A 25,362-nucleotide genomic window follows, 5' to 3' on the forward strand; every position below is an offset into this window, starting at 1 on the left:
TCAGCCGCGGCGGCGCAGTTCGAGGAAGCGGTAGCTGAGCAGGTCGTGGATCAGCGCCCACTGCAGCGCGTCGCCGCCGACCAGCGACTGCCAGTACAGGCCGCTCGGACGGAACACCCGGCCGGCCGCCAGCAGGGCGCTGATCGCACGGTCGCGGGGGCGGCGCAGTTCGAGATACGGCGTCAGGTCCAGGTCGCGTACCAGCTCCAGGCCGTGCGCCGCGGCCATGGTGCGCACCTGCCCGACGGTGAGCAGCGAGCCGACGTGCCAGCCGGTGCGGAACTCCGCCATCCGGCGTGCGACGCGCGGGGAGTCCGGCGCGGCGGCGGAGGTCAGGAAGTCGTCGCAGATCACCAGGCGGCCGCCGGGGCGCAGGGTGCGGGCGGCTTCGCGAAAGTAGCCGTCGGCGTCGGGACTGTGGATGAACGCCTCGATGGAGAAGGTGAGGTCGGCAGTCCCGTCGAGGTCTTCGGGCACGGCCAGGTAGTCACCCTCGCGGCAGCGTACGCGCGCGTCCATGCCCGCCTGGGTGATCAGCTCGGCGGCCCGCGCGGCCTGCAGCGGGCTGATGGTCAGGCCCTGCCCGGTCAGGCCGCTGCGCGACGCCAGGTAGAGCAGGCTCGCACCGAGCCCGCAGCCGAGGTCCACCACGGACGGCCGGTCCAGGTCCGGTGGCAGGGTGTCGAGCAGCAGCTCGTCGACGTGGTGGAAGGCCTGTTCCCGGTTCTCGACCCCGGGACCCCAGACGGCGCGGTGGATGGACGCGCCGCCCTGCCCGAGCCGCTCGAAAGCGGCGGCGTTGTTGTCGTAGTAGCGGCGCACCCGCTCGGCACCGGCTGCGGCATCGGCCTGGGAGGTCATGGCCGCCTACACTAGACGGTCCCCAGCCGGCGCGGGTGGCATCGACGGTCTGCCAGGCCGTATGTCGCAAGCGGCGGGGAAGCGCGGGTGCCAGGGAGCGGAGGCCGTCAGGCCGCCACGGGCACACGTGCGTCGCGGCGGCCCAGCCGGAGCTGGGTGAGCAGGCCCGCTGCGGCGACCAGCACCGCGATCCCGCTGTAGGTCAGCACGGTGGGCAGCAGGCCGAGCGACGCGACGCCCTGTCCGGCGACGATCAGCGGCAGCCCGAACGACAGGTACGCCACCAGGAACACGGCGGCGAACAGGCCGCCGCGCTGGTGCGGCTGGGCGTGCGGGCCGATCAGGCGCAGGGCCCCGCCGAACGCCGCTCCGAAGCCCGACCCGCTGACGGCCGCGCCGAGCCAGACCACGGGTAGCAGGCCCCCGGCGATCCCGGCCGCGACGATCAGCGTGCCGACGAGCACGCCGGTGGTGCCGAGCAGGGTCGCCCGGCGGCCGTGCAGCCGCCCGGTGAGCACGCCCGCGACGGCGGCCGCGCCGGGGGCGAGGAACGCGGTCGCGCCGTTGACCAGGCCGCTGTCGAGGTGGAACACGCCCCGCACGATGGTCGGGCCCAGTCCCATGAACAGCCCGGCCATCATCCAGGCCGACAGGTGTACGGGGACGGCGGCGGTGAACTCGCGGCGGGCCGGGTGCGGCACGGTCACCCGTGGCACCAGCGAGCCCAGCGCGCCCGGCCGCCGCGCGGACGTCTCTGCGGTCAGGTAGAGCACGACCGTGCCCAGCGCCATGATCACGGTCAGCGTGCTGAACACGATCACGTTGGCGGAGTGGGTGAACTGGACCGCGGCACCGGTGAGCAGCGCGCCCAGGCCCAGGCCGCCCGCCGGGGCGGCGCTGCCGATCAGGCCGCCCCAGCGGCGGAAGCGCGGCGGGGCGAGTTCGAGCAGTGCGGCGGTGAAGGCGCTGCTGGCCGCGCCGGTGGCCAGGCCCTGTACGACGCGGGCGGCGATGACCCAGCCGAGGTTCGGCGCGAACACGAACATGACCATGGACACCAGCTCGACGAGCAGCGCGCCGACGAGCACGGGACGCCGGCCGACGTGGTCGGACAGCGATCCGGCGACCAGCAGGGCGGCGAGCAGCGCGAAGGCGTACGCGGCGAAGGCGACGGTCAGCATGGACGCCGGGAAGCCCCATTCGCGCTGAAACAGGACGAGCAGGGGGGTGGGCGCACCTGCGGCAAGGTAGAGCGACGCGTACGCGAGTGCGGCGCCGGTGAAAGCGGCCGTCGGTGACAGTGCCCAACGTGGCGCTGAGGCGGTGTGGCGGGCCTGGTATGGCGTGGTCCGCGCGGCGATCGTCATGACGTGGGCTCCCTAAGGCAAAAGTCTTTGCTTTTACGTCGCCAGGCGACCGTAGCCACAGCGCCCGACTTAAAGCAAATATTTCTGCGTTAGAGTGGAGTCATGTCTGCCACATCCCGTCCCGCCACTCCTGGACCCGCCCGGCGCACCGGCGGCCGCAGTGCCGCCGTGCTGGCCGCGGTGCGCTCCGCGGTCGAGGACCTGGTGTCCGAGCGCGGCATAGCCCAGGTGACCATCCCGATGGTGGCCGAACGGGCCGGGGTCAACCCGACCAGCATCTACCGCCGGTGGGGCGACGCCGCCTCGATGATCAACGACCTGGCGACGTACCGGATCGCGCCGGACCGGCCCCTGCCCGACACCGGCGATCTGCGCGCCGACCTGACCGGCTGGGCGCAGGAACTCGTCGAGCACTTCCGGCAGCCGGCCGCGGCGGCGCTGCTGCGCGGCGGGGCGGCCGCGGCGGGCGACGGCGACTCCGACTGCCTGCGCAACCGCCGTGCCGAGGCCACCATGCTGCTCGACCGGGCGGGCAGCGGGCTGCCGGTGGACGAGGTGATCGACCACGTCATCGCGCCGGTCGTCTACCGCGTCCTGTTCCGACCGTGGACGCTCGACGACGATCTGGCGGCCCGGCTGGTGGACCGCCTGTTCGCAGGGCGCTGAACAGCCATCCGATCACGACTGTCGGCCACCGGGCGACAGCTCCGATGTCGACGGTGGATATCCGAACGGATTGCTTCGCACCGTGGACTTTCGGGCTCGCGCCCGGAGGAGTATCGTCATAGACGTTCCCCGCCGACTTCCCCCGTGGTCGGCGGGGAACCTTCGTTTCCGCAGCGGTTTAGCCCACCGCCGGGCGGGTATCTGCGCGCCGTCACCACGAACCACCACCGCTGTCGGCACGCAGGAGGCACCACCATGATTCTGCTCGGATTGCTGCTGGTCTTCGGCCTCGCCGGACTGGCGCTCGTGGCCTTCATGGACAATGACGGCCTGTTCTCCACCTCGGTGGGTGCGGTCGAGATGTTCGGCTACCAGGCGGACCTGTCCGTCGGTGAGGTCTTCCTCATCGGCGCGGGCGCGGGCGCGCTGGTGCTCGTCGGCCTGTTCATGCTGTTCGGCGGGGCTGGGCGCCGTGCCCGCCGCCGCATGGCGTCGCGTCGTGAGCTGCAGGCGCAGCGCGCCGAGAACCTCGACCTCAAGCGCAAGCACGACTCCATCGCCACGGAGCTGGCCGCGCAGCGTGCCGCCGAGGCCGGAGCCGCCGACGCCGAGCGCGAGATCGAGGCCGAGCGGGCTGCCCGCGACGCCAAGCTCGCCCGCGAGGCGAAGCTCGACCGCGAGGCCGAGATCGAGGCCGAAGAGCGCCTGTCCACCCGCTGAAACTGAGTTCGTCGGGGCCGCACCGTACATCGGTGCGGCCCCGACGCCGTTTCGGCCACGCCCCGCTCGGCCACGACGGCGATCATCGCCGTCGCGCTTCCGCAGCCATGATCGCCGTTTGAGGTCGAAAGGCGTGGTTCAGCCCCACATTCTGACCTCAAACGGCGATCATCACCCGCGAACCGGGGTCTGGGGCGGCGGAGGTGGGGCGGGTCACGGGGTGTGGGGTGGGGCTAGTTTGGCGCGGATGCGTTCGGCGTCGGGGTGGGCCAGGTCCTCCATGATGCGGACCGCGTCCTGCCACAGGCCGTCGGCGGTCGGCCGGTCGCCCAGCGCCAGGTGCGCGTCGGCGAGGTGGTCGGCGATGAAGGCCTCCCAGTACCGGTCGCGGGTCTGGCGGACCAGGTCCAGTGCGTTGCTGAAGCCGGTCACCGCCTTGGCGTGGTCGCCGAGGTGGTGGTGGGCGTGGGCCAGGCTGTCCCAGGTCTCCCACTGCCCGGCCAGGTCGCCGACCTCCTGGTGCAGGGCGAGCGCCTCCTCGCAGGCGGTGATCGCCGCCGCGTGGTCGCCGAGCAGCGACTGGAACCAGCCCATCGTGTTGAGCGCCTTGGCCTGCCCCGACCGGTCCGCGGTCGCCCGGTGCAGCTGGTAGGCGCGTTCGGCGTACCCGTAGGCGTCGGCGTAGCGGGAGGTGCGCTCGCCGAGCCAGGTCAGCGCCAGCAGCGTGTTGGCCTGGCTGGCCGCGTCGTCCTCCTCGGCGAACAGCGACATGGCCTGGTCGTAGTGCTGCTGCGCCTCGTCGTAACGCTCCAGCCAGGTGCTGGACACGCCCAGGCCGTGGTAGACGTGCGCCTGGCCGGTGACGTCACCCGAGCGCAGCGCCGCGTCCAGTGCCACGCGCTGCGTGGCGGCCTGGTCCAGCCAGTGTCCCTGCCGGTCGAAGTAGGTGATCAGCGTCCAGGCCAGCTGCCAGGTGTGCCCGTCGCAGCCGAGCTCGTAGGCCTGCCGGATGACGGCCAGCAGCACCGCGTGCTCGGCGGCGAACCAGGCGTAGGCCTGGTCCCGGTCGGCGTGCACCTCCGGCGTGACGTGCTCGTCGCACGGCAGGATCGCGATGCGGTGCCGGTGCGGGTAGACCATCAGCGTGGCGCTGTTGGCGGTGTGCAGGTAGTGGTCGTAGGCCCGGCGCAGGGCGAGGAAGCGGTCCGGTTCCGGGTCGTGGTCGGCGACCAGTTCGGCGGCGTACGCCCGCATCAGGTCGTGCAGCAGGAACCGCCCCGGCCCGTGCTCGACGGCCAGGTGCGCGCGGGTCAGCTCGGCCAGCAGCGGGCGCGCCTGCCGCACGGTCAGCCCGGCGGTGCTGGCTGCCGCCGCCAGTGACACGTCCGGCCCGGGGTGCAGCCCGAGCAGCCGGAACATCCGCGCCCCGCCGTCGCTGAGTTGCCGGTACGACCAGGAGAACACCGCGCGCAGGTCGGTGGCCGTGTCGTCGCCGCTGAACGCGTCGAGGTTGTCGCGCCCCTCGGCCAGCTCCGCGGCCAGTGCCGCCAGCGGCAGCGCGGGGCTGGTCGCGGCCCGTGCCGCCACGATCGCCAGGGCCAGCGGCAGCCCCCCGCAGCGCGCGATGAGGTCCCGGACCGCGCGGGCCTCGCGGGCGACCGCGGTGTCGCCGAGCCGGTGGGTGATCAGCTGCCGCGCCTCGGCGGCGGTGAACATCATCAGCGACACCGGCCGCGCGCCCTCCGCTGCGACCAGGCCGGACAGCTGGTTGCGGCTGGTCACCAGCACCATGCACCCGGGCGCGCCCGGCAGCAGCGGGCGCACCTGGTCGGCGTCGCGGGCGTTGTCGATCACCAGCAGCATCCGCCGCCCGGCCAGCAGGCTGCGATACAGCGCGGCCTGCTCGGCGAGGTCGGCGGGCACCCGCGTCGAGGGCACCCCCAGCGCGTCGAGGAAACCGCGCACCGCCTGTGACGGGCTCGACGGCGGCCGGCCCGCGTCGAAGCCGCGCAGGTTGACGTGCAGCTGGCCGTCGGGGAACTGGTCGGCGACCCGGTGTGCCCAGTGCACCGCCAGGCAGGACTTGCCGACCCCGGCGCTGCCGGTGATGACGGCGACTCGGGCCGGGCCGGTCGTGGCGTCGGTGTCGAGCATCCGGTCCAGCTCCCGCAGCGGCTGCGTACGGCCGGTGAACCCGGCGACGTCGACGGGCAGCTGCCGGGGGACCGCCACCGGGTCGGCTTCGGGTGCGGGCTCGGGCGCGAAGGCGTACCGGCCGGGCAGGGTCAGCCGTTCGTCGTCGCGCAGGATCGCCTCGTGCAGCGCCCGCAGGTGCGGTCCGGGCTCCAGCCCGAGTTCGTCGCGCAGCAGCGTGCGGGTCTCGCGGAACAGCTCCAGCGCCTCGGCCCGGCGGCCGCTGCGGTAGCGGGCGAGCATGAGGCAGCAGCGGAAGAACTCGCGGAACGGCTGCTCGGCGACCAGCGCCTCCAGGGTCGCGGCGAGCTGCCGGTGCCGCCCCAGGGCCAGCTCGGCCTCGGCCCAGCCTTCGTACGCGGCCAGCCGCAGCTGGTCCAGGCGTGTCGCCTCGTCGGCCAGCGGCGGCCACCCGGTGAACTCGGCGTACGCCGGGCCGCGCCACAGGTCCAGGGCCGCTCGCCAGTCCCGGGCGGCGGCTTCGACGTCCCCGCCGTCCAGGGCCGCCGCCGCTGCGGCGCTGAGCTGGTCGAACCGGTCCGCGTCGAGCAGCTCGGCGGAGGGCACGGTGTAGCCGTCCCCGGCGTTCTGGACGCGTTCGGCGCCCAGCGCGCCGCGCAGCTGGCTGATGTACTGGTGCACGTTGCGCCGGGCCGACGCCGGCGGCTGGTCGGCCCACAGCGCCTCGACGAGGGTGTCCATGGCGACCGGCCGGCCCAGCCGGGACAGCAGGACGGCGAGCGCGAGCCGTGGTTTGCGGCCCGTGGGCAGGTAGGCCGGCTGTCCGCGCTGTACCGCCTGAAGGGGTCCCAGGACCTGGAACTCCACTGCCGTCTCGCTTCCCCGACCGCGACTCCGATAACGACACGTGCCCAGGCGGTGACTTTCCGCTTTGTACATCGCCTGTACCGCCATCGGGCACGATGCGCGTTATCGGCGAGCGTACGGCACGGCGCACAAGCGCCTGTGACGAACCGTGCGTGTGCGTCGGCTGGCACGCCGGCGTGCCGATGCTCTCGGGGTTGGCCGAGATTCGGGGGACCTCGGCCGCCCCGAGACCATGGCTGGTGTGACCGTCGCCACCCGGCGGGGTGCGGCGGCATCGGGCACCCTGCCGCACATGCCGCATTGCCGTTGCGGACGCATGACGCCTGCCCGTAGGGTCCCGGCCTGATGCGCAAGGTGATGGAGTCCGTCGTGCCCGCCCGGCTGGGCAGCAGCTACCGCTGGCTGCTGGCCTCGTCATGGTCGAGCAACCTCGGCGACGGGGTCGCGCTGGCGGCCGGTCCGCTGCTGGTCACCTCGCTGACCGATGACCCGTTCCTGATCTCGCTGGCCGCCCTGCTGCGCTGGGCCCCGCCGCTGGTGTTCGGGCTGTACGCGGGCGTGCTGTCGGACCGGCACGACCGCCGCCGCATCATGATCACGGCGAACGTGGCCCGGGTCGCCGTGCTGGCCGGGCTCGTCGCGGCGCTGCTGGCCGGGACGCTGTCGGCGACCGGCGCACTGGTGGCGCTGGGCCTGCTGACCGTGTGCGAGGTGTTCGCCGACAACACCGCGGGCACGCTGCCGCCGATGCTGGTCCGCCGCGACGACCTGGCGCTGGCCAACGCCCGCCTGCAGACCGGCTTCATCACGCTCAACCAGCTGATCGGCCCGCCGATCGGGGCGGCGCTGTTCGCCGCGGGCACGGCGTGGCCGTTCGCGGCCGAGGTCGTGCTCGTGGCCGCGGGCGTGGTGCTGGTGTCGCGGGTGCGGCTGCCGCTGCGCGAACGCCCGGACGTCGAACGCGGCAGCCTGCGGCGTGACGTCGCCGAGGGCTGGCGCTGGACGGTCAACCACGCTGCGGTGCGTACGCTGGTGCTCACGATCTTGATCTTCAATGTGACGTTCGGGGCGGCCTGGTCCGTGCTCGTGCTCTACGCACAGGACCAGCTGGGACTCGGCGCGATCGGGTTCGGCCTGCTCACCACGGTCTCGGCGGTCGGCGGCCTGCTCGGCACCGCGCTGTACGGAGCGATCACCAAGCGGGTCAGCCTGGGCAACGTGATGCGGGTCGGCCTGATCATCGAGACGCTGACCCACCTCGGCCTGGCCGTGACCACCTCACCGGTGCTGGCCTCGGCCATCTTCTTCGTGTTCGGGGCGCACGCGTTCGTCTGGGGCACCACCTCGGTCACCGTGCGCCAGCGGGCCGTGCCCGAGCAGCTGCAGGGCCGGGTGAACAGCCTCAACACCATCTGCGTGTTCGGCGGGCTGGTCGTCGGCTCGGTGATCGGCGGCGTGCTGGCCACCCACTACGGCGTCACCGCGCCGTTCTGGTTCGCCTTCGCCGGGTCGGCGGCCTTCGTCGTGCTGCTGTGGCGCGAGCTGACCCGCATCGCCCACGAGGACGAACCCGTCCCCGCACCCGCCTAGGGCAGCGAACCGGGCAGGCCGAACCGGGCGAAGTGCTCCGCGCCGATGAACGAGGTGACTGCCGCGATACGGTCCCCGCGCAGGGTCAGCACGTTGACCGCCCAGGGCAGGTGCGCCCCGTCGGGGCCGGGGAGCAGGTAGCAGCCCACCGCGGGCTGCCCGTTGGCGCTGACCGGCAGGTGCCGCCAGGAGCCGCACACCAGCGGCACGCGTACGGCGAAGTCGGTGACCGCGGCCAGGCCGTGATACCAGTGCGGCAGCGGCGGCATGGACCAGGTCACGTCCTCGACCAGCAGCGTGATCAGGGCGTCGGCGTCGCCGCGCTCCAGGGCCCCGGCGAACCGGCCGACCAGGTCCCGCACCCGCGCGTCGCCGATCTTGCGCAGGGTCTGCTGCTGGCTGGGGGAGGGGGCCTTGTCGGCGATGACCCGCCGGGCGCGGGCCAGCGCCGAGTTCACCGAGGTCGCCGACGTGTCCATGATCTCGGCGATCTCGGCGGCCGAGAAGCCCAGCACCTCGAACAGCAGCAGCGCCGCCCGCTGGTTGCCCGGCAGGTGCTGCAACGCGGCCACGAACGCCAGCTCGACCGCCTCACGCTGCTCGTAGCGCGCGCCCGGCCCGGCCGGGCCCGCCCCCAGACCCGCGTCGGCGTACGGCCCGAGCCAGGCGACCTCGGTCAGCGGGGCCTCGCCGAGCACGGCGTGCGCGCTGGACGGCCCGAGATCCATCGGCAGCGCTCGCCGCCCCCGCGCCTGTACCAGGTCCAGGCAGGTCCGGGTGGCCACGGTGTAGAGCCAGGCCCGCAGCGTGCCGCGCCCGGTGAAGCCGTCCAGCCCCCGCCAGGCCCGCAGCAGCGCGTCCTGCAGCGCGTCGTCGGCGTCGTGGGCCGAGCCGAGCATCCGGTAGCAGTGCGCGTGCAGCTCCGCCCGCAGCGGCCCGACCAGCCGGGTGAACGCGGCGTCGTCCCCGCCCCGCGCCCGGACCAGGTCCTCTGTCACGGCGGAGAAAGGTTCGCTCACAGCGACGATTGTGCCGCACCGCGCCGGTCACATTCAGGTACTAGAGCCATCTCACCTGGTAGGGAGACCTGATGAACGACTATTCGACCGGCGAACTGGCGGTGCCCGGAGCCCGGCTGCACTATGAGGTCCGGGGCAGCGGCCCGCTGCTGGTGCTGATCGGCGCGCCGATGGACGCGCGGGCCTTCACCCCGCTCGCCGAACTGCTCGCGGCCGACCACACGGTGCTCACCACCGACCCGCGGGGCATCTTCCGCAGCCAGGTCGACGACCGCGACTCCGACGCGACGCCCGAGCAGCGCGGCGACGACCTGGCCCGGCTGATCACCCACCTCGGCGCGGGCCCGGCCGTGGTGCTGGGCTCCAGCGGCGGGGCGGTCAGCGCGCTGGCCCTGGCCCAGACCCGGCCCGACCTCGTCAGCACCGTGATCGCGCACGAGCCGCCGCTGGACGAACTGGTGGAGGACCGTGCCGAGCTGCGCGCGCAGACCGACGACATGATCGCCACCTACCTCGCCGGGGACCACCGGGGCGCGTTCGCGCAGTTCCTGAGGATCGCGAACATCGAGCTGCCGCCGCCGGTGTTCGAGGCCATCGTCGGCGGGGAGCGCGACGAGCAGACGGTCGCCGACGAGCACTTCCAGTACGCCCACATGCTGCTGCCGACCGTCAGCTTCGTCCCGGACACCGACGCGTTGCGCGGCACGCGGGTGGTCGTCGGCATCGGGGAGGACTCCACCGGCCAGCTCTGCGACCGCACCTCGCGGGCACTGGCGGCGCGGCTGGGCATCGACCCGACGATGTTCCCCGGTGACCACGTCGGCTTCGCCGGGGACCCGGCGAAGTTCGCGGTGCGGCTGCGGGAGGTGCTGGCCGCGATCTGAAGGTACCGTCGAGAATGGACACAGGGCCGCCCGGTTTTCAGCCGGACGGCCCTGTTGTCGTCCGTGCCGTTCATCCGTTCGTCGGCTCACGACTGTCGAACTGTTGACGTGTTCGTGACGTGTCGGTAACGTTGCCCCCGACGCAGTGCAAGATTTCGACAAACGAATGTTTAGTTTTGTCGTTAGCTTGTGCAAGTTCCCTGCAGGCCGCTCACCTGCCGGTGTTCTCCATACGTTCAGGAGAGGCCCGGTATGACGTCGGCGTTCGTAAACACTGGTCGATCACCTCCGCGTGGTCCGGGCTGAGTCCACGCCCACACCACGTCACCGGTTACACCATGCCTGCAAAACATCAACCGCCCGGCCCCGCTCACCGTCGCGGCTGATCAGTCACACCCGTTCCACCGCACGCGTGCGGAACCCCCTCCACACGCGGAACCGTCCCTCCGTGACAAAGGACAGCCATGAGAACCTCGAATCCGATCAGGGCGGTGGCGACCGCGGTCGCCGCTGCCATGATCGCCACGGCCGGATGGGCAGCGGTCGCGCAAGCGGCCGGCGGGCCCAACCTCAGCCTCGGCAAATCCACCTCCGCGAGCTCGGTCAACGGCCCCTACGTGACCGGCAACCTCAACGACGGCAACCAGGGCAGCTACTGGGAGAGTTCCGGCTCCCTGCCGCAGTGGGCGCAGATCGACCTCGGCTCCGCCACCGCCATCGACCAGGTCGTGCTGAAGCTGCCCGCCGGCTGGGGCACCCGCACCCAGACCCTGGCCGTCCAGGGCAGCACCAACGGCTCCAGCTTCACCGACATCGTCGCGTCGCAGGGCTACACCTTCAACCCGTCGGTCGCCAACAACGCGGTGACGATCAACTTCCCGGCGACCTCGCCGCGCTACGTGCGCGTGGCCGTCAGCGCCAACACCGGCTGGGCCGCCGCGCAGCTGTCCGAGCTGGAGATCTACGGCACCGCCAGCTCGTCGACCAACCTCGCCCAGGGCCGCCCGACGACCGAGAGCGGCCACGCCGACGTCTACGACGCGGGCCGCACCGTCGACGGCAACCAGGGCACCTACTGGGAGAGCGTCAACAACTCCTTCCCCGAGTGGGCGACCATCGACCTCGGCGCGGCCGTGGCCGTCAACCGCGTCGTGCTGAAGCTGCCGACCTCCGGCTGGGGCACCCGCTCGCAGACCCTCGCGGTCCAGGGCAGCACCAACGGCTCGACGTTCACCGACATCGTCGGCTCGGCGTCGTACACCTTCAACCCGGCCGTGGCCGGCAACGCGGTGACGATCAACTTCACCCAGACCACCACCCGGTACGTGCGGATCAACATCACCGCCAACTCCGCGTGGCCGGCGGGCCAGCTCTCCGAGATCGAGGTGTACGGGCCCGGCACCGGCACCCCCGACACCACCGCCCCGACCGTGCCGTCGAACCTGACCCTCGGCACGTCCGGCACGACGATCACCCTCAACTGGGGCGCGTCGACCGACTCCGGCGGCAGCGGCCTGGCGGGCTACAACGTCTACCGCAACGGCACCCTCGCCGCGACCCTCGGCAACGTCACCACCTGGCAGGACACCCAGCCGACCACGGCGACCGTGTCCTACTACGTGCGGGCGCGCGACAACGCGGGCAACATCTCCGCCAACAGCAACACGGTGACCCGCAACGGCACCTCGCCCGACACCACCGCGCCCAGCGTGCCCGGCACGCTGAGCCACAGCACGTCCGGCACGACGATCACCCTCAACTGGGGCGCGTCGACCGACAACTCCGGCGGCAGCGGCCTGGCCGGCTACGACATCTTCCGCAACGGCGCCCTCGCGGCGCAGGTGGGCACTGTTCTGACCTGGAACGACACCCAGCCCGCCACGGCCACGGTGTCCTACTACGTGCGGGCCCGTGACAACGCCGGCAACACCTCGGGCAACAGCAACACGGTCACCCGCACCGGCACCACCACCGATGTCACCGCGCCGAGCATCCCCGGCACGCTGAGCCACAGCACGTCCGGCACGACGATCACCCTCAACTGGGGTGCGTCGACCGACACCGGCGGCAGCGGCCTGGCGGGCTACGACATCTTCCGCAACGGCGCGCTGGCCACCCAGGTCGGTGCCGTCACCACCTGGAACGACACCCAGGCCGCCACGACGACCGTGCAGTACTACGTGCGGGCGCGCGACAACGCGGGCAACGTCTCCGGCAACAGCAACACCGTCACCCGCACCGGCACCCAGCAGCCCGGCTGCGTCAACGTCGCGTCCGGCAAGACCATGTCCGCGAACGGGTCCATCTTCACGTTCACCCCGGACAAGGCCAACGACGGGCAGCTCGCCACCTACTGGGAGGGCGGGGCGCTCCCGGCGACCCTGACCGTGGCGCTGGGCGGCAACCACACCGTCACCCAGGTCAACGTCAAGCTGAACCCGGACTCCTCGTGGGGCACGCGTACCCAGAACTTCCAGATCCTGGGCCGCGAGCAGTCCTCCTCCACCTACACCAACCTGGTGTCGGCGGCGAGCTACCAGTTCACCCAGGGCAACAACGTGGTGAGCGTCCCCGTCTCGGCGACCACCGCCGACGTGCGGCTGTCCTTCAACTCCAACACCGGCGCCCCCTCGGGCCAGGTCGCCGAGTTCGAGGTCTGCGGCACCCCCGCGCCGAACCCTGACCTCACCGTCAGCAACGTGTCGTGGACCCCGTCCTCGCCGAACGAGGCGTCCAGCATCGCGCTGACCGCCACCGTCAACAACATCGGCGACCTGGCCGCCCCGGCCTCCAAGGTCGGCCTGTACCTCGACGGCGCGCTCAAGGGCACCGTCGACGTCGCCGCCATCGCGGCGGGCGGCTCGCAGTCGGTCAGCCTGCCGATCGGCAACCTCGGCCAGGGCACGTACGCCGTCAGCGCCCGCGCCGACAACGCCAGCACGGTGACCGAGAAGAACGAGAACAACAACACCGCCAACGCCGCGAGCAACCTCGTCGTGGCCCAGGCGCCCGGCCCTGACCTGCAGGTCACGGCCATCTCCACCAACCCGGCCAACCCGGCCGTCGGCGCGGCGGTCAGCTTCACGGTGACCCTCAACAACCGCGGCACCTCGGCCACCGGCGCGACCACGGTCACCCGGGTCACGGTCGGCTCCACCACCCTCAACACCAACACCGCCTCGGTCGCCGCGGGCGCCACCGTCAACGTGGCCGTCAACGGCACCTGGACCGCCACTTCCGGCGGCGCGACCATCACGGCCAGCGCCGACGCGACCAACGTCGTGACTGAGACCAACGAGACCAACAACTCGCGGACCCAGTCGATCGTCGTCGGCCGGGGCGCGGCCGTCCCGTACACCTCGTACGAGGCCGAGTCCGCCGCCTACCAGGGCGAGCTGCTGCAGACCGACGCCCTGCGCACCTTCGGGCACACCAACTTCGCCACCGAGTCCTCGGGCCGCAAGTCGGTGCGTCTGACCAGCCAGGGCCAGTACGTCGAGTTCACCTCGACCAACCAGGCCAACTCGATCGTCGTCCGCAACTCGGTCCCCGACGCCGCCGGCGGCGGTGGCCAGGACTTCACGATCAGCCTGTACGTCAACGGCACCTTCAACCGCAAACTGACCCTGTCCTCGGTGCACAGCTGGCTCTACGGCACCACCGACGACCCCGAGGGCCTGTCCAACACCCCGCAGACGAACGCCCGCCGCCTGTTCGACGAGTCGAACGCGCTGCTGGGCACCTCGTACCCGGCGGGCACGAAGTTCAAGCTGCAGCGCGACTCCGGCGACAACGCCTCCTTCTACGTGATCGACATGATCGATCTCGAGCAGGTGGCCGCGCCGCTGAGCAAGCCCGCCGAGTGCACCTCGATCACCAACTACGGCGCGGTGCCCAACGACGGCCTCGACGACACGGCAGCCATCCAGGCCGCGGTGACCGCCGACCAGAACGGGCAGATCAGCTGCGTGTGGATCCCCGAGGGCCAGTGGCGGCAGGAGCAGAAGATCCTGACCGACGACCCGCTGAACCGCGGCACCCACAACCAGGTCGGCATCAGCAACGTCACCATCAAGGGCGCGGGCATGTGGCACTCCCGCCTCTACACGCTGACCCAGCCGCAGAACGCGGGCGGCATCAACCACCCGCACGAGGGCAACTTCGGCTTCGACATCGACAAGAACACCCAGATCTCCGACATCGCGATCTTCGGCTCCGGCCGGATCCGCGGCGGTGACGGCAACGCCGAAGGCGGCGTCGGCATCAACGGCCGGCTCGGTGTCGGCACGAAGATCACCAATGTCTGGATCGAGCACGCCAACGTCGGTGCCTGGGTCGGCCGCGACTACTCCAACATCCCCGAGCTGTGGGGACCCGGTGACGGGCTGGAGTTCAGCGGCATGCGCGTGCGCAACACGTACGCCGACGGCATCAACTTCACCAACGGCACCCGCAACTCCACCGTGTTCAACTCGTCGTTCCGCAACAACGGCGACGACGCGCTCGCGGTCTGGGCCAGCAAGTACGTGAAGGACACCTCGGTCGACATCGGCCACGACAACCGCTTCCTCAACAACACGGTGCAGCTGCCGTGGCGGGCGAACGGCATCGCGGTGTACGGCGGCTACGGCAACAAGATCGAGAACAACCTGATCTACGACACGATGAACTACCCGGGCATCATGCTGGCGACCGACCACGACCCGATCCCCTTCACGGGTCAGACGCTGATCGCCAACAACGCGCTGTACCGCACGGGTGGTGCGTTCTGGAACGAGGACCAGGAGTTCGGCGCGATCACGCTGTTCGCGGCGACCGTCGCGATCCCCGGTGTCACGATCCGCGACACCGAGATCTACGACTCGACGTACGACGGCATCCAGTTCAAGGCCGGTGAGCTTCCGGGGGTGATCATCACCAACGTGAAGATCGACAAGTCGAACAACGGCGCGGGCATGCTGGCCATGGCCCAGGCGCGCGGTAGTGCGACGCTGACGAACGTCACCATCACGAACTCGGGTACGGGGAACATCGTCACCCAGCCGGGCTCGACGTTCACCTTCTCGGGAAGCTGAGCTGGTCGCTTAGGAACAGTGGAGGCCTGCCGGCGACATCGCCGGCAGGCCTCCATCCGTCATTCAGGGCTGGCGTCAGGTAGCTCACCACGGGCAGGCTGGTACTGGGTGTGCCCAACGCTCCGCGCAAGTTGAACGGGGACCGGCGGTGCCCTCGGCTGCGCGGTGGGGCCGCTCGGCGGAGCGGTTCCGGGAGGGATGCGGGCGGAGATCACTGCTTGTGGTCAAAACCTGGGGTCACACCATACTTTGTGACCTCAAACAGCGATCTTCGCTAAGGCCGCGCTCCGGAAAGCCGGGCAGAGTGGACAAGCCGGGCACCAAAGGCGGCCCGCCTAGGGGCGAAGCTCCCCATTGCCGCCCACACCATGTGCTCCTGCTGCTGGTGGCAGGTGAGGTGGCGAGTGCGTGGCCCCCGGCTCGCAACCGCGGACGGCCCGCGCTAGCCACCGATCTCAGGTCGTCGCGCGTGGTGCCGCCTCACGTCCCCTTCGGGCGGCAACACGCTGTGTCGTGACCTGCGCGGTTACCGAGCGGGGAAGGTTCGGGCGGGCAGGATCTACGGGGTGAGAGCGACGGAGGAGGGGAGCGCGGGCAAGGTTCCTGCACGTGGCCAGCCCCGAACCGCTGCCGCTGCGGATGCCCTGGCGAGGTATGACCGCCGAGCCCGGCTTCCGATCATCCTGTCCGCCGTACTCCCGCTGATCATCGCCCCTCAGCAGGGGAATTGGGTCGCGGTCCTGATCGGCGTGGTCTCCTGGCTGGTGTTCGCGGTCGACTTCTTCGTGCACGAGCGGCTGCTCGTGAACTTCATGGGCACCCGCGTCGGCAAGTTCGACCTCACGATCGTCGTCCTCACCGCACCCTGGTTCCTGGTCGCCGGTGCGCACGCGGGCGGCTTCGTGGTGATCCTGCGGCTGGCCAGGCTCAGCCGCCTGCTGATCGCCACCAAGGGCGTCAGGCGCCTGTTCGCCCGGCTCGGCCGGGTCGCGATCGTCGCGGCGTCGGTCCTGTTCGTGGGCGGGACCATGGCCTACTTCGCCGAGCACCCGACGAACCCGGAGTTCGCCACCTTCGGCGACGCGATCTGGTGGGCCACCGTCACCCTGACCACCGTGGGGTACGGCGACATCGTGCCCATCACGACCGCGGGCCGCGTCGACGCGACCGCGATCATGTTCATGGGCGTCGCCCTGCTCGGCCTGCTCGCCGGTTCGCTCGCGAACTTCTTCGGCCTCCAGTCCGGCGAGCCCACGCCCCAGCAGCCCGCCACCACGGACGACGCGGTGCTCGCCGAGCTGGCCCAGCTCCGGGCAGAGGTGAAAGTACTGACCGACCTGCGCGTACAGCTGGCCGCACTGACCCGGCACCTCACCGACGGAACGGGCGGCGGCGACACGTCACGAGCGCCGTCAGGTGACGCCTGACGGCGCTCGGTCTGCCGTTAGTCGAAGTACTCGGACATCATCTGGTCCACCCACTCGGGCTGCCGGACGCCGCTGGGCACGAACTGTCGCATGACAGGTTTGATGTCCAGGACGGGGGTGCCGTCGATCGCGTCGAGCCCGCGTACGCGCAGCTCCCGGCCGTTCACCGCGATGATCTCGGCGATGGTGGTGCCGATGCGGTTCGGCCGCCGGGGTCCGCGTTCGGAGAAGACGCCGACGGCGGGCAGGTCGATGCGGCCGCGTGGGTGCAGCGGTTTGGCGTAGTCATCGCGTTCGGCGAGCCGGTCGAAGAAGAAGAGGACTTCGACGTGGGAGAACTCGGCCAGACCGGTCAGCCCGGCGTCACCGAAGCGCTCGTCGACCACGATGGTGCTCTCCTCGCCGCCCCAGTGGTCGGAGTCCTGGGGGTCGAGCCGTCTGTTGCGGACGGTACCGACGGGGGTCATGTCGATCATCGTTTACTCCTGTGTGAGGTGGTGCCTGTTCGCCTCTACCCGAGACGAGCCTCCGGTAGAGGTAGGCCATTCCCGTCCAGTGGCAGGGCCCGCGCAGTCGCCGACCCGACCCGGCTCCGGGGCGAAGTCCCGTATCACCGCTCAGTGTTCCTCCTCTTAATCGGCGTCCGACCGACACAGGAGGCGCAGATGCCCAGTCATTTCAGCTTCACCGGCGAGCAGTACGAGTACGAGGCGGGCGGCCAGGCCCATACCGGGGACAGTTTGTGGGCTGTCGCCGACACCCTCGACGTGCTACTCCGAACCGCCCCGGACACGTACTACACCGTCACCGCCCCCGCGCTGCACCGGACGGCACTGCCCGGTGGCGCGTCCGGGAACTCGCTGCTCGCCGGTCTGACCGTGGTCCGCACCGTCGGCGGGGCCATCGAGCAGGAGTCGGCTGCCGCGAAGGACACCGTCGAGCCGCACAAGCTCAAGGGCGTCTCCGGTGTCGCGCACTCCGAGTTCCAGGCGTTCCTGGCCTGGGTGGAGGCGGCAGCCGTGAATCTGAACCAGGCGTCGACGCTGGCGGTCGTCATCGAGGCGCACCAGACCAACAGCCCGTGTTCGACCTGCCAGAAACTCATCGGCGGGGTGATGGTCCGGCTGGGCGCGCAGTACGGCAAGCCGGTCATCTTCCGGGGCTCGTCGTTGCAGGCGTACGAGACCGCGCCGGGCGCGCTCGGCCGGATGCTGCTGTCGGTGCGCTCCGGCACCGGCAAGTACGACACCGCGACCCCGCCGATCATGAACGATGTCCTCGGCACCCACCTGATGGTCCCCCTCATGCGCTCCTAACCCCCCCAGTGCCCCGAAACTGCAGCGCCGAGCCTCGTGAAACGAAGTGTTCAACACGAAGTGTTGACAACGGCGAGTTGTGAAGGTTGACTGGGGGGTATGGCTGAGAACGATGACCTCTTCACGCCGCCGGATGCGGGGCGGGCTCGCGCGATGCGGGACTTCGCCGCGCTGACGCGGATCGCCGAACGGCACGCCGCGACGGGCGGGCAGCGTGACCGCTGGCGCAACGCGATGGTGCTCGACCCGTACGAGGCGGTCTGCCTCACGGTGTCGCTCGCGGCCGGTTCCGCGCTGCCCGAGCCGGACGAGGCCGCGCTCGACGAGGCCGACCTGACCGCCGCGCTGACCCTGCTTCCCCGCGTACGCGCTGATCTCGACGCCCTGGAGATCGGCCTGCTCGACCTGGCCCGTGCCCGGGGCCTGACCTGGCAGGCGATCGCCTTCGGCCTCGGTCTAGGCACCCCGCAGGCCGCCCGGCAGCGTTACGAGCGCCTGACCGGCCGGACCCGTCCGGCGGACTAGCCCGGCCCGGACCGGGCCGGGCTAGTCCGCTGTGGTCACGCCGCTTCGACGGGTAGCCACAGCTCGCAGGTCGCGGTGCTGAAGTCGTCGGCGTGGTCGAGGATCGCCACGATCGACGGACCCGGCCGCAGCCGCCACGGGTTCGACGGGAACCACTCGGTGGCCGTCGCGGCCCAGGTCGTCTGCAGCGTCTGCGGGTGCGGTCCCGAACTGCTGAAGACCGCCCACCGCCCGGCCGCCACCTCGATGGCGTCGAGGTCGCCGGGCACCGGGGTGTCGGCGGCCACGGCGACGCCGTGCAGGTAGGTCAGCTCGGTGCCCTCGACCGCGTCGGGGTCGACGCCGTCGGTGACCTGGAGCAGACCGGCCGGGTCGGCGGCGCTCAGCGCCTTGAGCCGGGCGTGCTCGGTCACCGGCAGTCCGGCGATGTGCTGCTGGATGTGCGGGTTGACGCCGTGGTGGATCAGCGGCACCCGGGCGGCGTGCCCGATGAGGCGGAACGCGGGGCGCTCGACGATGCGGGTTTCCATGGGGATGCTCCCTTCGACGGTCAGGCGGAACCTGAGCTGCGGTTGTGTACGAAGGGGGCCACCGTCGCGCCGGACGTCGCCGGGGCTCGCCCCGTGCACCGCCCGGAACGCCCGGCCGAACGCCTCGGTGGAGCCGTACCCGTGCCGGACCGCGATGGCCAGCAGGTCGTCCTCGCCCCGGACCACGTCGGCGGCGGCGACGGTCATGCGGCGTCGGCGTACGTACTCCGACAGCGGCATGCCCGACAGCGACGAGAACATCCGGCGCAGGTGGTACTCGGTGGTGCCGAGCGACGCGGCCAGCCCGCCGAGGTCGAGTTCCTCGGTGAGGTGCTGTTCGACGACGTCGACGAGCCGGTTGAGTGCCGAGATCATGTGGCCTCCCTTCGACGTCAAGCCTGGCCGGTCGACCCCTGCCCGCGCCCGATCGTGGCGGACCGATCCGATCATGCCGACGGGCGGCTGTCGCAGGCTAGCGGCTGTCGCCGCGCCGGGTGCGGCGGATCCGGACGGCCCGGTCGGCGAGCTCGTCGACGGCCGCGCCGATCTCGGGCGGCAGGCCGCCGTCCTCGCAGCACGGCGGTTTGGTGCGCGGGTCCGTCGGCGGTTTGACCCCGGCGAGTTCATACAGCACCGCGTACACGTCCAGGCCCGGGTCGGCGTCGTCGTGGCGGCCGATCAGGATCACGCAGGCCCGGCTGCCGGACCGGAACGCGACCACGATACGCAGGTCGCCGACGTGCTTCACGCACAGCCGGTCCAGCGGGGCCCCGCCGGTGAGCCGGTAGCCGAGCGCCGCGCAGCCCTCAACCTCCAGGTGGCGCAGGAACTGGGCGACCTGGTGCTGCTGGCGGTTGCGCAGGCCGTGGAACTGCTGCTCGGCGCGGGGGGTCCAGTCGAGGGCGACGGGCACGTCGGCTACCTGCTTAGGCCTGGCTCGGGCGGGTGCGCGCGAGCAGTTCGCCGGTGTCGATGGCCCGGCCCTCGCCGCGGCGCATCTGGGCCAGGCTCTCCCGCACGTCGTCGCGCTCCAGCAACGCGGTGTCCTCCAGGTAGCGCCATACGGCGTCGAGCAGCCCTCGGGTCTGCCCGGCCGCGCGCAGGTCCCGGATCAGGTGCCAGACCTCGTGGAAGCGGCGCGGCTCCAGCCGTGGCTGCCCGTTGACCTCCACGATCGCGAAGATGCCGGTGCGGGCCCACTCCCGGATCGTCGGCTCGCTCAGGTCGAGCAGCTCGGCCGCGATCACGGGCCGGATGGGTTCGCAGGTCGCGAGCCACTGCCTGGCGACGCGCAGCAGCCGCGCCCGGCGCTCGTCGTCGAGCGTGCGGGCGATGTCCTCCAGCTCCTCGACAGACGCGAGCAGCGCGGCGATCTTCTCCCGGTCGGAGGCGACGGTCATGGCAGGCTCCTGTCCCTCGATCCGAGCCCGGCGCTTACGAGTATGAACCACAAATCCACAAGTCGCACTCCATGGGCGGGTTGCGGTATCAGGCCGCTGCGGCGATGTCTCCGTTGTCGAAGTAGATCGCCTGGTGCAGTCGCCCGCCGAGGGCAGTGGCAAACCGGGCAAGGACTTGCTGACCAGAGATGTGCCCACCGAGACTCTCCGTGCGGGCTGCGGCAACGACGACAACGCGGGTGTACGTCGCGAGGCGGTCGGAGTTTCGCCGTTTCCGGTAAGAATCGGGGCCCCGGGCGCACTACCTGGTGACGGAACACCTTCGCAGCGAAGGAGCACGAACCAGTGACCCCAGGGGACCCGAACGGGCGGTTCACCGCCATCTACCACCGACATCATCGCCAGGTGTACGCGTACGCCGTGAGCCGCGCCGGGCGCACGCTGGCCGACGACGTCGTCGCCGACACGTTCCTGGTGGCCTGGCGCAGGCTGGAGGCCGTGCCCGAGGGGCCGCTGCCGTGGCTGCTGGGCGTGGCCCGCAACGTCATCCGCGAACGTTTCCGCGACGACATCCGACAGGCCAGCATCGCCGCCGAGCTGCGCGCCTGGGCGGTGGAAGCCGACGCCGACGTGGCCGACGGCGTCGCCGACCGGGCGACGATGCTGGCCGCGCTCGCGGGCCTCGGCGACGACGACCGGGAGGCGCTGACGCTGACCGCCTGGCAGGGCCTGTCCGCCAAGGACGCGGCCCGGGTCGTCGGCTGCTCGTCCGCGACGTTCTTCGTCCGCCTGCACCGGGCCCGCAAACGCCTGGAACAGGCCATGGTCGCGTCCCCGGTGGAACGCCGCCGCCCTGTCCGCCTCACCGCTCAGGAGTCCTCCCGATGAGCCACCGCGACACCCTGCGGGCCCTGACCGCGGCCCGCCCGAACAGCCTCGACCCGACCGAGGCCGCCGACCCCGCCCTGATCATGGCGTACCCCCAGGAGAAGACCGTGACCCGCACCGCCCGCCGCCCGGTCGGCCGCCTCGTGCTCGCCGCCGGACTGCCCGCCGTCGCCCTCGCCGTGACCGGCGCGATCCTGCTGAACAACCAGTCCGGCCAGGCTCCGACGGCGCAGCCGTCCGCACCTCCTGCCAGCACGGCCGCCGAACTGCCCACCGACGCGGGCGGCGTGCTGCTGGTCGCCGCCCAGCGCAGCGAGTCCACGCCCGCGACCACCGGCCGGTACTGGGTGATCCGGCGCGGGCACGGCGAGAACTCCCGCCCCGGTGTCGAGGAGGAGCAGTGGCTGGCCACGGTGCAGGGCCTGCCGTCGAGTGGCTACTTCCGCAACGCGGACGGGTCGTGGACCGCCCGCCCGATGCAGGACCACAGCGCGGCGAACAACTTCCTGCTCGCCGGGTCGCCCCGGACGGTCGCGGAACTGGCCGCCCTGCCCACCGACCCGGCACTGCTCCGCAAGAAGCTGCTCACCTGGTACGACGGCAAGGACGGCGAGGCCGAGGGCGGCGACGTGTACCTGTTCCACGCGGGTATGGGCCTGGTCATCGATCTGCCGGTGCCACCCCGGGTGCGTGCCGCCGCATACCGGATGCTCGCGGCGCTGCCGGGCATGACGTCGCTCGGGCCGGTCACCGACCAGCACGGCCGTGCCGGTATCGCGATCGGGCTGACCCGCCAGGGCGACTTCGGCAAGTCGCAGGCCCGCCTCATCGTCGACCGGACTACCGGCCAGGCCCTGGCGCGTGAGTCGTGGGTCGGCAACCGGGCGGCCAGCTGGACGGTGCTGCTCGGCGCCCGCTGGGCCGACGGCCCGCTGCCGCAGGCCTCGACCCTGAACTGATCGGGGGTACGCAGGCGGCGCGGCCAGGATGGGTCGCGCCGCCCGTGTGTCGTCACCCGACAGGAGTTGGTCGATCGGCCGGGCAACTCTGCCCATGGCGGCGCTGCGACCGGCCCCCGCCACTCAGTAGGGTCATCGTCCGGTACTGCCCCCACACCGGACAGGGGAGCGTTGTGACGCTGCCGATCGATCCCTACGAGCGCCGCCCCGTGCCGGGCCCGCCGCAGCCGCCGAACCCGGTCGCGCGCCCGCCTATGAGCTGGTGGCGGCGGCACCGGGTGCTGCGCAACTGGCTCGCCGGGGTCGCGTCCGCGGTGGCCGTCTCGGTGATCAGCGGGGTCGTGCTCGCGTTCGTCACCCCGACGGCGGAGCCGCCCGGCGGCACCCAGTCGTCCCCTCCCGCGCCCGACCAGCCCTTCACGGTGAACATGCTGTCGCGCGGCGAGGTCTGCCTGCCGTACGTGGTCGACGCCGACCCGGCGACGCTGGCGAGCCCGCACCGCGACGCGAGCGCCGCCCGCGGTTCCCGGCCCAGTGACGACGAGGTGGTCGCCTGGATGGGCAAGGTCGGCGCGACCCCGAGCAAGGGCAACCTCGTGCTCACCGTGCAGGGCGTGTCCGGCAAGGCCGTCGTTCTGCAGGGGCTGGACGTCGAGATCGTCGAGCGGTCGCCCGCCCCCGCCGCCCCGGCGGTGTTCATCATCGAGGACGGGTGCGGGGCCGAGGAGAGTCCGCGGCTGTTCAACATCGCCCTCGACCAGCCGAATCCGCAGGCCAAGCCGCAGGACGGCGTCGCCGTGGGTGGCGCGAAGATCCCGGCGGCGGCGTTCCCGTTCAGCGTCTCGGACAGCGATCCCGAGATCTTCCTCATCGAGGCGAACCCGGGCCGGTGCGACTGCACGTGGCGGCTGCGGCTGCGCTGGGTCGGCGACGGCCGCAGCGGCACCCTCGTCATCGACGACCACGGCAAGCCGTTCCGCACCAGCGGCTACGACGAGCCCGCCGCCCAGGTCTACTACGAGCGCACCGCCAACAACTGCCCCTCCGACGTCACCTGGTGCCTGCTCCCGTCCTGAACCGTGAATTCGTCAGGCGGCCGTGCGGCGTGCGCGGCCGCCGTAGAGTTGCACCCGGTGGTCCGCCGTGTACTGCGGTGACCGGTGCAGGAACAGTTCCGGCGAGGCCGGGGCGTTCGCGACGCGTACGGTCCAGTCCTCGTACCACCAGGACGCCGAGCAGCAGCACTGTCCCCGGAACCGGAAGTTCGCCCGGTACAGCCCGACCTTGCCGGGGGCCAGGGTGAACAGCCGGGTCGCGCGATCGTGCGGCGGATACACCGCATCGCGTACGCACGCGCGGACCGTCACGCCCTGCTCGCTCTCGCTGAACTCCAGCGACGCCGCGTCCCCACCGGACCTGACCTGCTCGCTGAACCGGTAGCCGTCCGCGTGATCGGCGAACACGTCATGCACGACGACCGGCCCGTCCGGCAGCGCCTCGGGCATACGACGCGCCTCGGACAACCCGCGCCGCAGGTCAGCGTCGCCCGCCCCGCGCGCGTCCGCCGACCACCGCACCCTGACCCGCTGAACCACCACCACACCGCCGAGCATGCGCCACCTGGCTCCACCTCGGCGACCCGGTTTCGCGGTCTCCCCGGACCCTTCCCCGGCGAAGATCGCTGTTTCGTGTCAAAACCTCTGGTGGAACCGCAGATCATGACCCGAAACGGTGATCATGAAGCGGGGGCCGCGCGGCCGCGCGGCGGCGCGGCGGGGCATGGGGGCGAGGCGGTCAGGCGGCGGCGGAGAGGTCGTTGTAGGTGTCGGCGGTGGGTTGGCCGGAGAGGGTCTGGATGGCTCGCATGATGTCGTCGGTGGTCTGGCGGCGGGCGCGGGCGACGCTGAGACCGGGGGGCTGGGTGAAGCGCAGTGGGGCGCCGAAGCGGATCGTGACGCGGCCGGGGCGGGGGAGTTTCGCGCCGACGGGCTGGATGCGGTCGGTGCCGAGGACGGCTACGGGTACGACCGGTGCGCCGGAGGCCAGGGCCAGCCAGGCGACGCCGGTGCGGCCCCGGTAGAGGCGGCCGTCGCGCGAGCGGCTGCCCTCGGGGTGGATGCCGAACGCGCCGCCGTCGTTGAGCACGCCGAGGGCCAGTTCCAGGGACTCCTGGGCGGCCCGGTGTCCGCCGCGCTGTACGGGGATGGCTTCGAGGCCGGTCATCAGCTCGCGGGTGAGCCGGCCCTTGAGGCCGGTGCCGGTGAAGTACTCGGCCTTGGCCAGGAACGCGACCGGGCGGGGTGTCATCAGCGGGATGATGAAACTGTCCAGGAACGACAGGTGGTTCGCGGCGAGGATCAGCGGTCCGTCCAGCGGGACGTGCTCGCGGCCTTCGACGATCGGCCGGAACGCCACCCGCGAGAGCGGGAGCAGCAGCATCCGGGTGAGTGACTGGATCGACACGTGTCCTCCGATGGTCAGGCCTGGCCCAGGTGGGCGTCGAGCGCGGCGCGCAGCAGCGGGTCGACGTCGTCGGTCTGCACGGTCATCTGCAGGCTGCCCCAGAGCCAGAGCTGCGCGATGCCGTGCAGGTTGGCCCAGAGTGCCCCGGCGACGACGACGGGCTCGGGCGGGGTCAGGCCCTGGCGGGCGCGGGTGACCAGGTCGACGAGTACGCCGAATAGCTGGCGGCTGGCGTCGCGCAGGCCGATCTGGTTGCCGCGCAGCAGTTCGTGGCGGAACATCAGCTCGAACATGCCGCGCTGGGTGCGGGCGAAGTCGAGGTAGGCGCGGCCGAGCAGGAGCAGCCCGTCACGCGGGTCGTGCTCGTCGCGCAGTCCGGCGATGCGCCCGCCCAGGTCCTGGTAGCCGACCTGGGCGATGGCGGACAGCAGCGACAGGTGACTGGGGAAGTAGCGGCGCGGCGCGCCGTGCGACACCCCGGCCCGCCGGGCGATCTCGCGCAGTGTCAGGGATCCGGGCCCTTCCCGGGTGAGCAGGTCCACGCCCACCTCGATCAGACGGGCCCGCAGGGTGGTGTCCTGATCAGGCATAGACACTGTCTACCAGACCCGGTAGACAGTGTCTACTAGCCGACTCCGCTGCGATGCTGGA

Annotated in this window: 22 protein-coding genes and 1 pseudogene; 11 read left to right on the plus strand and 12 right to left on the minus strand. The window is 71.6% G+C overall.

Annotation, left to right across the window (positions count from 1 at the left end; translation table 11 throughout):
* A complete protein-coding gene (locus HAV40_RS25925) occupies nt 1-861 on the minus strand; it encodes an SAM-dependent methyltransferase (RefSeq protein WP_166385637.1) in 861 nt (286 codons plus the stop codon).
* Between the two features lie 107 nt (nt 862-968).
* On the minus strand, nt 969-2,228 hold the full coding sequence (locus tag HAV40_RS25930) for an MFS transporter (RefSeq protein WP_166385639.1): 1,260 nt from the start codon (nt 2,226-2,228) through the stop codon (nt 969-971).
* Between the two features lie 102 nt (nt 2,229-2,330).
* Here HAV40_RS25930 and HAV40_RS25935 point away from each other — a divergent pair, with 102 nt between their 5' ends.
* Complete coding sequence (locus HAV40_RS25935; RefSeq protein ID WP_166385640.1) at nt 2,331-2,894, plus strand: TetR/AcrR family transcriptional regulator; 564 nt, start codon at nt 2,331-2,333, stop codon at nt 2,892-2,894.
* 255 nt (nt 2,895-3,149) lie between these two features.
* Nucleotides 3,150-3,614: a hypothetical protein gene (locus tag HAV40_RS25940; protein WP_166385642.1), complete on the plus strand. Its 465-nt coding sequence runs from the start codon at nt 3,150-3,152 to the stop codon at nt 3,612-3,614.
* A 213-nt stretch (nt 3,615-3,827) separates the two neighbouring features.
* Here the strand turns inward: HAV40_RS25940 and HAV40_RS25945 are convergent, their stop codons facing one another.
* The gene (locus HAV40_RS25945) at nt 3,828-6,635 is read right to left on the minus strand and encodes an AfsR/SARP family transcriptional regulator (protein WP_166385644.1); all 2,808 of its coding nucleotides are present in this window, start codon (nt 6,633-6,635) and stop codon (nt 3,828-3,830) included.
* Between the two features lie 345 nt (nt 6,636-6,980).
* Here HAV40_RS25945 and HAV40_RS25950 point away from each other — a divergent pair, with 345 nt between their 5' ends.
* Nucleotides 6,981-8,225, plus strand: coding sequence for an MFS transporter (locus HAV40_RS25950; RefSeq protein ID WP_166385646.1), 1,245 nt, complete (start codon nt 6,981-6,983; stop codon nt 8,223-8,225).
* On the opposite strand, the gene HAV40_RS25955 is transcribed toward HAV40_RS25950, so the two are convergent.
* Nucleotides 8,222-9,244 (minus strand): sigma-70 family RNA polymerase sigma factor, encoded by a 1,023-nt coding sequence (locus HAV40_RS25955; RefSeq protein ID WP_239086671.1) that lies wholly within the window; start codon nt 9,242-9,244, stop codon nt 8,222-8,224. The genes HAV40_RS25950 and HAV40_RS25955 overlap by 4 nt on opposite strands.
* A gap of 71 nt (nt 9,245-9,315) precedes the next feature.
* Between HAV40_RS25955 and HAV40_RS25960 the strand changes: the two genes are divergently transcribed.
* From HAV40_RS25960 to HAV40_RS25970, 3 genes are all read left to right on the plus strand, one after another.
* Entirely contained in the window at nt 9,316-10,128 is an 813-nt protein-coding gene (locus HAV40_RS25960; RefSeq protein ID WP_166385648.1) for an alpha/beta fold hydrolase, read from the plus strand.
* 464 nt (nt 10,129-10,592) lie between these two features.
* Entirely contained in the window at nt 10,593-15,203 is a 4,611-nt protein-coding gene (locus tag HAV40_RS25965; protein ID WP_166385650.1) for a galactose-binding domain-containing protein, read from the plus strand.
* A gap of 749 nt (nt 15,204-15,952) precedes the next feature.
* Complete coding sequence (locus tag HAV40_RS25970) at nt 15,953-16,630, plus strand: potassium channel family protein (protein ID WP_166385652.1); 678 nt, start codon at nt 15,953-15,955, stop codon at nt 16,628-16,630.
* 17 nt (nt 16,631-16,647) lie between these two features.
* Here HAV40_RS25970 and HAV40_RS25975 read toward each other — a convergent pair whose 3' ends face one another.
* Nucleotides 16,648-17,097, minus strand: coding sequence for an SAM-dependent methyltransferase (locus tag HAV40_RS25975; RefSeq protein WP_239086672.1), 450 nt, complete (start codon nt 17,095-17,097; stop codon nt 16,648-16,650).
* A gap of 198 nt (nt 17,098-17,295) precedes the next feature.
* Between HAV40_RS25975 and HAV40_RS25980 the strand changes: the two genes are divergently transcribed.
* Both HAV40_RS25980 and HAV40_RS25985 read left to right on the plus strand, forming a co-directional pair.
* Nucleotides 17,296-17,946, plus strand: coding sequence for a hypothetical protein (locus tag HAV40_RS25980; protein WP_166385656.1), 651 nt, complete (start codon nt 17,296-17,298; stop codon nt 17,944-17,946).
* 99 nt (nt 17,947-18,045) lie between these two features.
* On the plus strand, nt 18,046-18,471 hold the full coding sequence (locus tag HAV40_RS25985; protein ID WP_166385658.1) for a DNA-binding protein: 426 nt from the start codon (nt 18,046-18,048) through the stop codon (nt 18,469-18,471).
* Nucleotides 18,472-18,506: 35 nt separating this feature from the next.
* Here HAV40_RS25985 and HAV40_RS25990 read toward each other — a convergent pair whose 3' ends face one another.
* The 4 genes and pseudogenes from HAV40_RS25990 to HAV40_RS26005 all read right to left on the minus strand — a co-directional run.
* Entirely contained in the window at nt 18,507-19,376 is an 870-nt protein-coding gene (locus HAV40_RS25990) for an AraC family transcriptional regulator (RefSeq protein ID WP_166385660.1), read from the minus strand.
* Nucleotides 19,377-19,473: 97 nt separating this feature from the next.
* Complete coding sequence (locus tag HAV40_RS25995; protein WP_166385662.1) at nt 19,474-19,914, minus strand: hypothetical protein; 441 nt, start codon at nt 19,912-19,914, stop codon at nt 19,474-19,476.
* Between the two features lie 13 nt (nt 19,915-19,927).
* Nucleotides 19,928-20,401, minus strand: a complete 474-nt coding sequence (locus tag HAV40_RS26000; protein WP_166385664.1) for a hypothetical protein — start codon at nt 20,399-20,401, stop codon at nt 19,928-19,930.
* An 88-nt stretch (nt 20,402-20,489) separates the two neighbouring features.
* Nucleotides 20,490-20,597: pseudogene (locus tag HAV40_RS26005) on the minus strand (helix-turn-helix domain-containing protein); the annotation flags it as partial.
* A 149-nt stretch (nt 20,598-20,746) separates the two neighbouring features.
* Between HAV40_RS26005 and HAV40_RS26010 the strand changes: the two are divergent.
* The 3 genes from HAV40_RS26010 to HAV40_RS26020 all read left to right on the plus strand — a co-directional run bounded on the left by HAV40_RS26010 (nt 20,747) and on the right by HAV40_RS26020 (nt 23,324).
* Nucleotides 20,747-21,289, plus strand: a complete 543-nt coding sequence (locus tag HAV40_RS26010; RefSeq protein ID WP_166385666.1) for an RNA polymerase sigma factor — start codon at nt 20,747-20,749, stop codon at nt 21,287-21,289.
* On the plus strand, nt 21,286-22,248 hold the full coding sequence (locus tag HAV40_RS26015) for a CU044_5270 family protein (protein ID WP_166385668.1): 963 nt from the start codon (nt 21,286-21,288) through the stop codon (nt 22,246-22,248). Before HAV40_RS26010 ends, HAV40_RS26015 begins: the two co-directional genes overlap by 4 nt.
* Nucleotides 22,249-22,421: 173 nt before the next feature.
* Complete coding sequence (locus HAV40_RS26020) at nt 22,422-23,324, plus strand: hypothetical protein (RefSeq protein WP_166385670.1); 903 nt, start codon at nt 22,422-22,424, stop codon at nt 23,322-23,324.
* A 12-nt stretch (nt 23,325-23,336) separates the two neighbouring features.
* Here the strand turns inward: HAV40_RS26020 and HAV40_RS26025 are convergent, their stop codons facing one another.
* The 3 genes from HAV40_RS26025 to HAV40_RS26035 form a co-directional block, all read right to left on the minus strand.
* Entirely contained in the window at nt 23,337-23,849 is a 513-nt protein-coding gene (locus HAV40_RS26025) for a hypothetical protein (protein ID WP_239086674.1), read from the minus strand.
* Between the two features lie 193 nt (nt 23,850-24,042).
* A complete protein-coding gene (locus HAV40_RS26030) occupies nt 24,043-24,711 on the minus strand; it encodes a lysophospholipid acyltransferase family protein (protein ID WP_203671588.1) in 669 nt (222 codons plus the stop codon).
* A 14-nt stretch (nt 24,712-24,725) separates the two neighbouring features.
* Nucleotides 24,726-25,301: a TetR/AcrR family transcriptional regulator gene (locus HAV40_RS26035; RefSeq protein ID WP_166385672.1), complete on the minus strand. Its 576-nt coding sequence runs from the start codon at nt 25,299-25,301 to the stop codon at nt 24,726-24,728.
* Nucleotides 25,302-25,362 lie beyond the last annotated feature (61 nt).

Source organism: Catellatospora methionotrophica (assembly GCF_011297335.1).
Classification (GTDB): Bacteria; Actinomycetota; Actinomycetes; order Mycobacteriales; family Micromonosporaceae; genus Catellatospora; species Catellatospora methionotrophica.

Coding starts and splice junctions, on each gene's coding strand:
- HAV40_RS26000 (WP_166385664.1), bottom strand. CDS start 20,401: ATGACCGTCGCCTCCGACCGGGAGAAGATCGCCGCGCTGCTCGCGTCT.
- HAV40_RS25985 (WP_166385658.1), top strand. CDS start 18,046: ATGGCTGAGAACGATGACCTCTTCACGCCGCCGGATGCGGGGCGGGCT.
- HAV40_RS25925 (WP_166385637.1), bottom strand. CDS start 861: ATGACCTCCCAGGCCGATGCCGCAGCCGGTGCCGAGCGGGTGCGCCGC.
- HAV40_RS25990 (WP_166385660.1), bottom strand. CDS start 19,376: ATGATCTCGGCACTCAACCGGCTCGTCGACGTCGTCGAACAGCACCTC.
- HAV40_RS25940 (WP_166385642.1), top strand. CDS start 3,150: ATGATTCTGCTCGGATTGCTGCTGGTCTTCGGCCTCGCCGGACTGGCG.
- HAV40_RS25960 (WP_166385648.1), top strand. CDS start 9,316: ATGAACGACTATTCGACCGGCGAACTGGCGGTGCCCGGAGCCCGGCTG.
- HAV40_RS25965 (WP_166385650.1), top strand. CDS start 10,593: ATGAGAACCTCGAATCCGATCAGGGCGGTGGCGACCGCGGTCGCCGCT.
- HAV40_RS26015 (WP_166385668.1), top strand. CDS start 21,286: ATGAGCCACCGCGACACCCTGCGGGCCCTGACCGCGGCCCGCCCGAAC.
- HAV40_RS26035 (WP_166385672.1), bottom strand. CDS start 25,301: ATGCCTGATCAGGACACCACCCTGCGGGCCCGTCTGATCGAGGTGGGC.
- HAV40_RS25950 (WP_166385646.1), top strand. CDS start 6,981: ATGCGCAAGGTGATGGAGTCCGTCGTGCCCGCCCGGCTGGGCAGCAGC.
- HAV40_RS25975 (WP_239086672.1), bottom strand. CDS start 17,097: ATGACCCCCGTCGGTACCGTCCGCAACAGACGGCTCGACCCCCAGGAC.
- HAV40_RS25935 (WP_166385640.1), top strand. CDS start 2,331: ATGTCTGCCACATCCCGTCCCGCCACTCCTGGACCCGCCCGGCGCACC.
- HAV40_RS25930 (WP_166385639.1), bottom strand. CDS start 2,228: ATGACGATCGCCGCGCGGACCACGCCATACCAGGCCCGCCACACCGCC.
- HAV40_RS25980 (WP_166385656.1), top strand. CDS start 17,296: ATGCCCAGTCATTTCAGCTTCACCGGCGAGCAGTACGAGTACGAGGCG.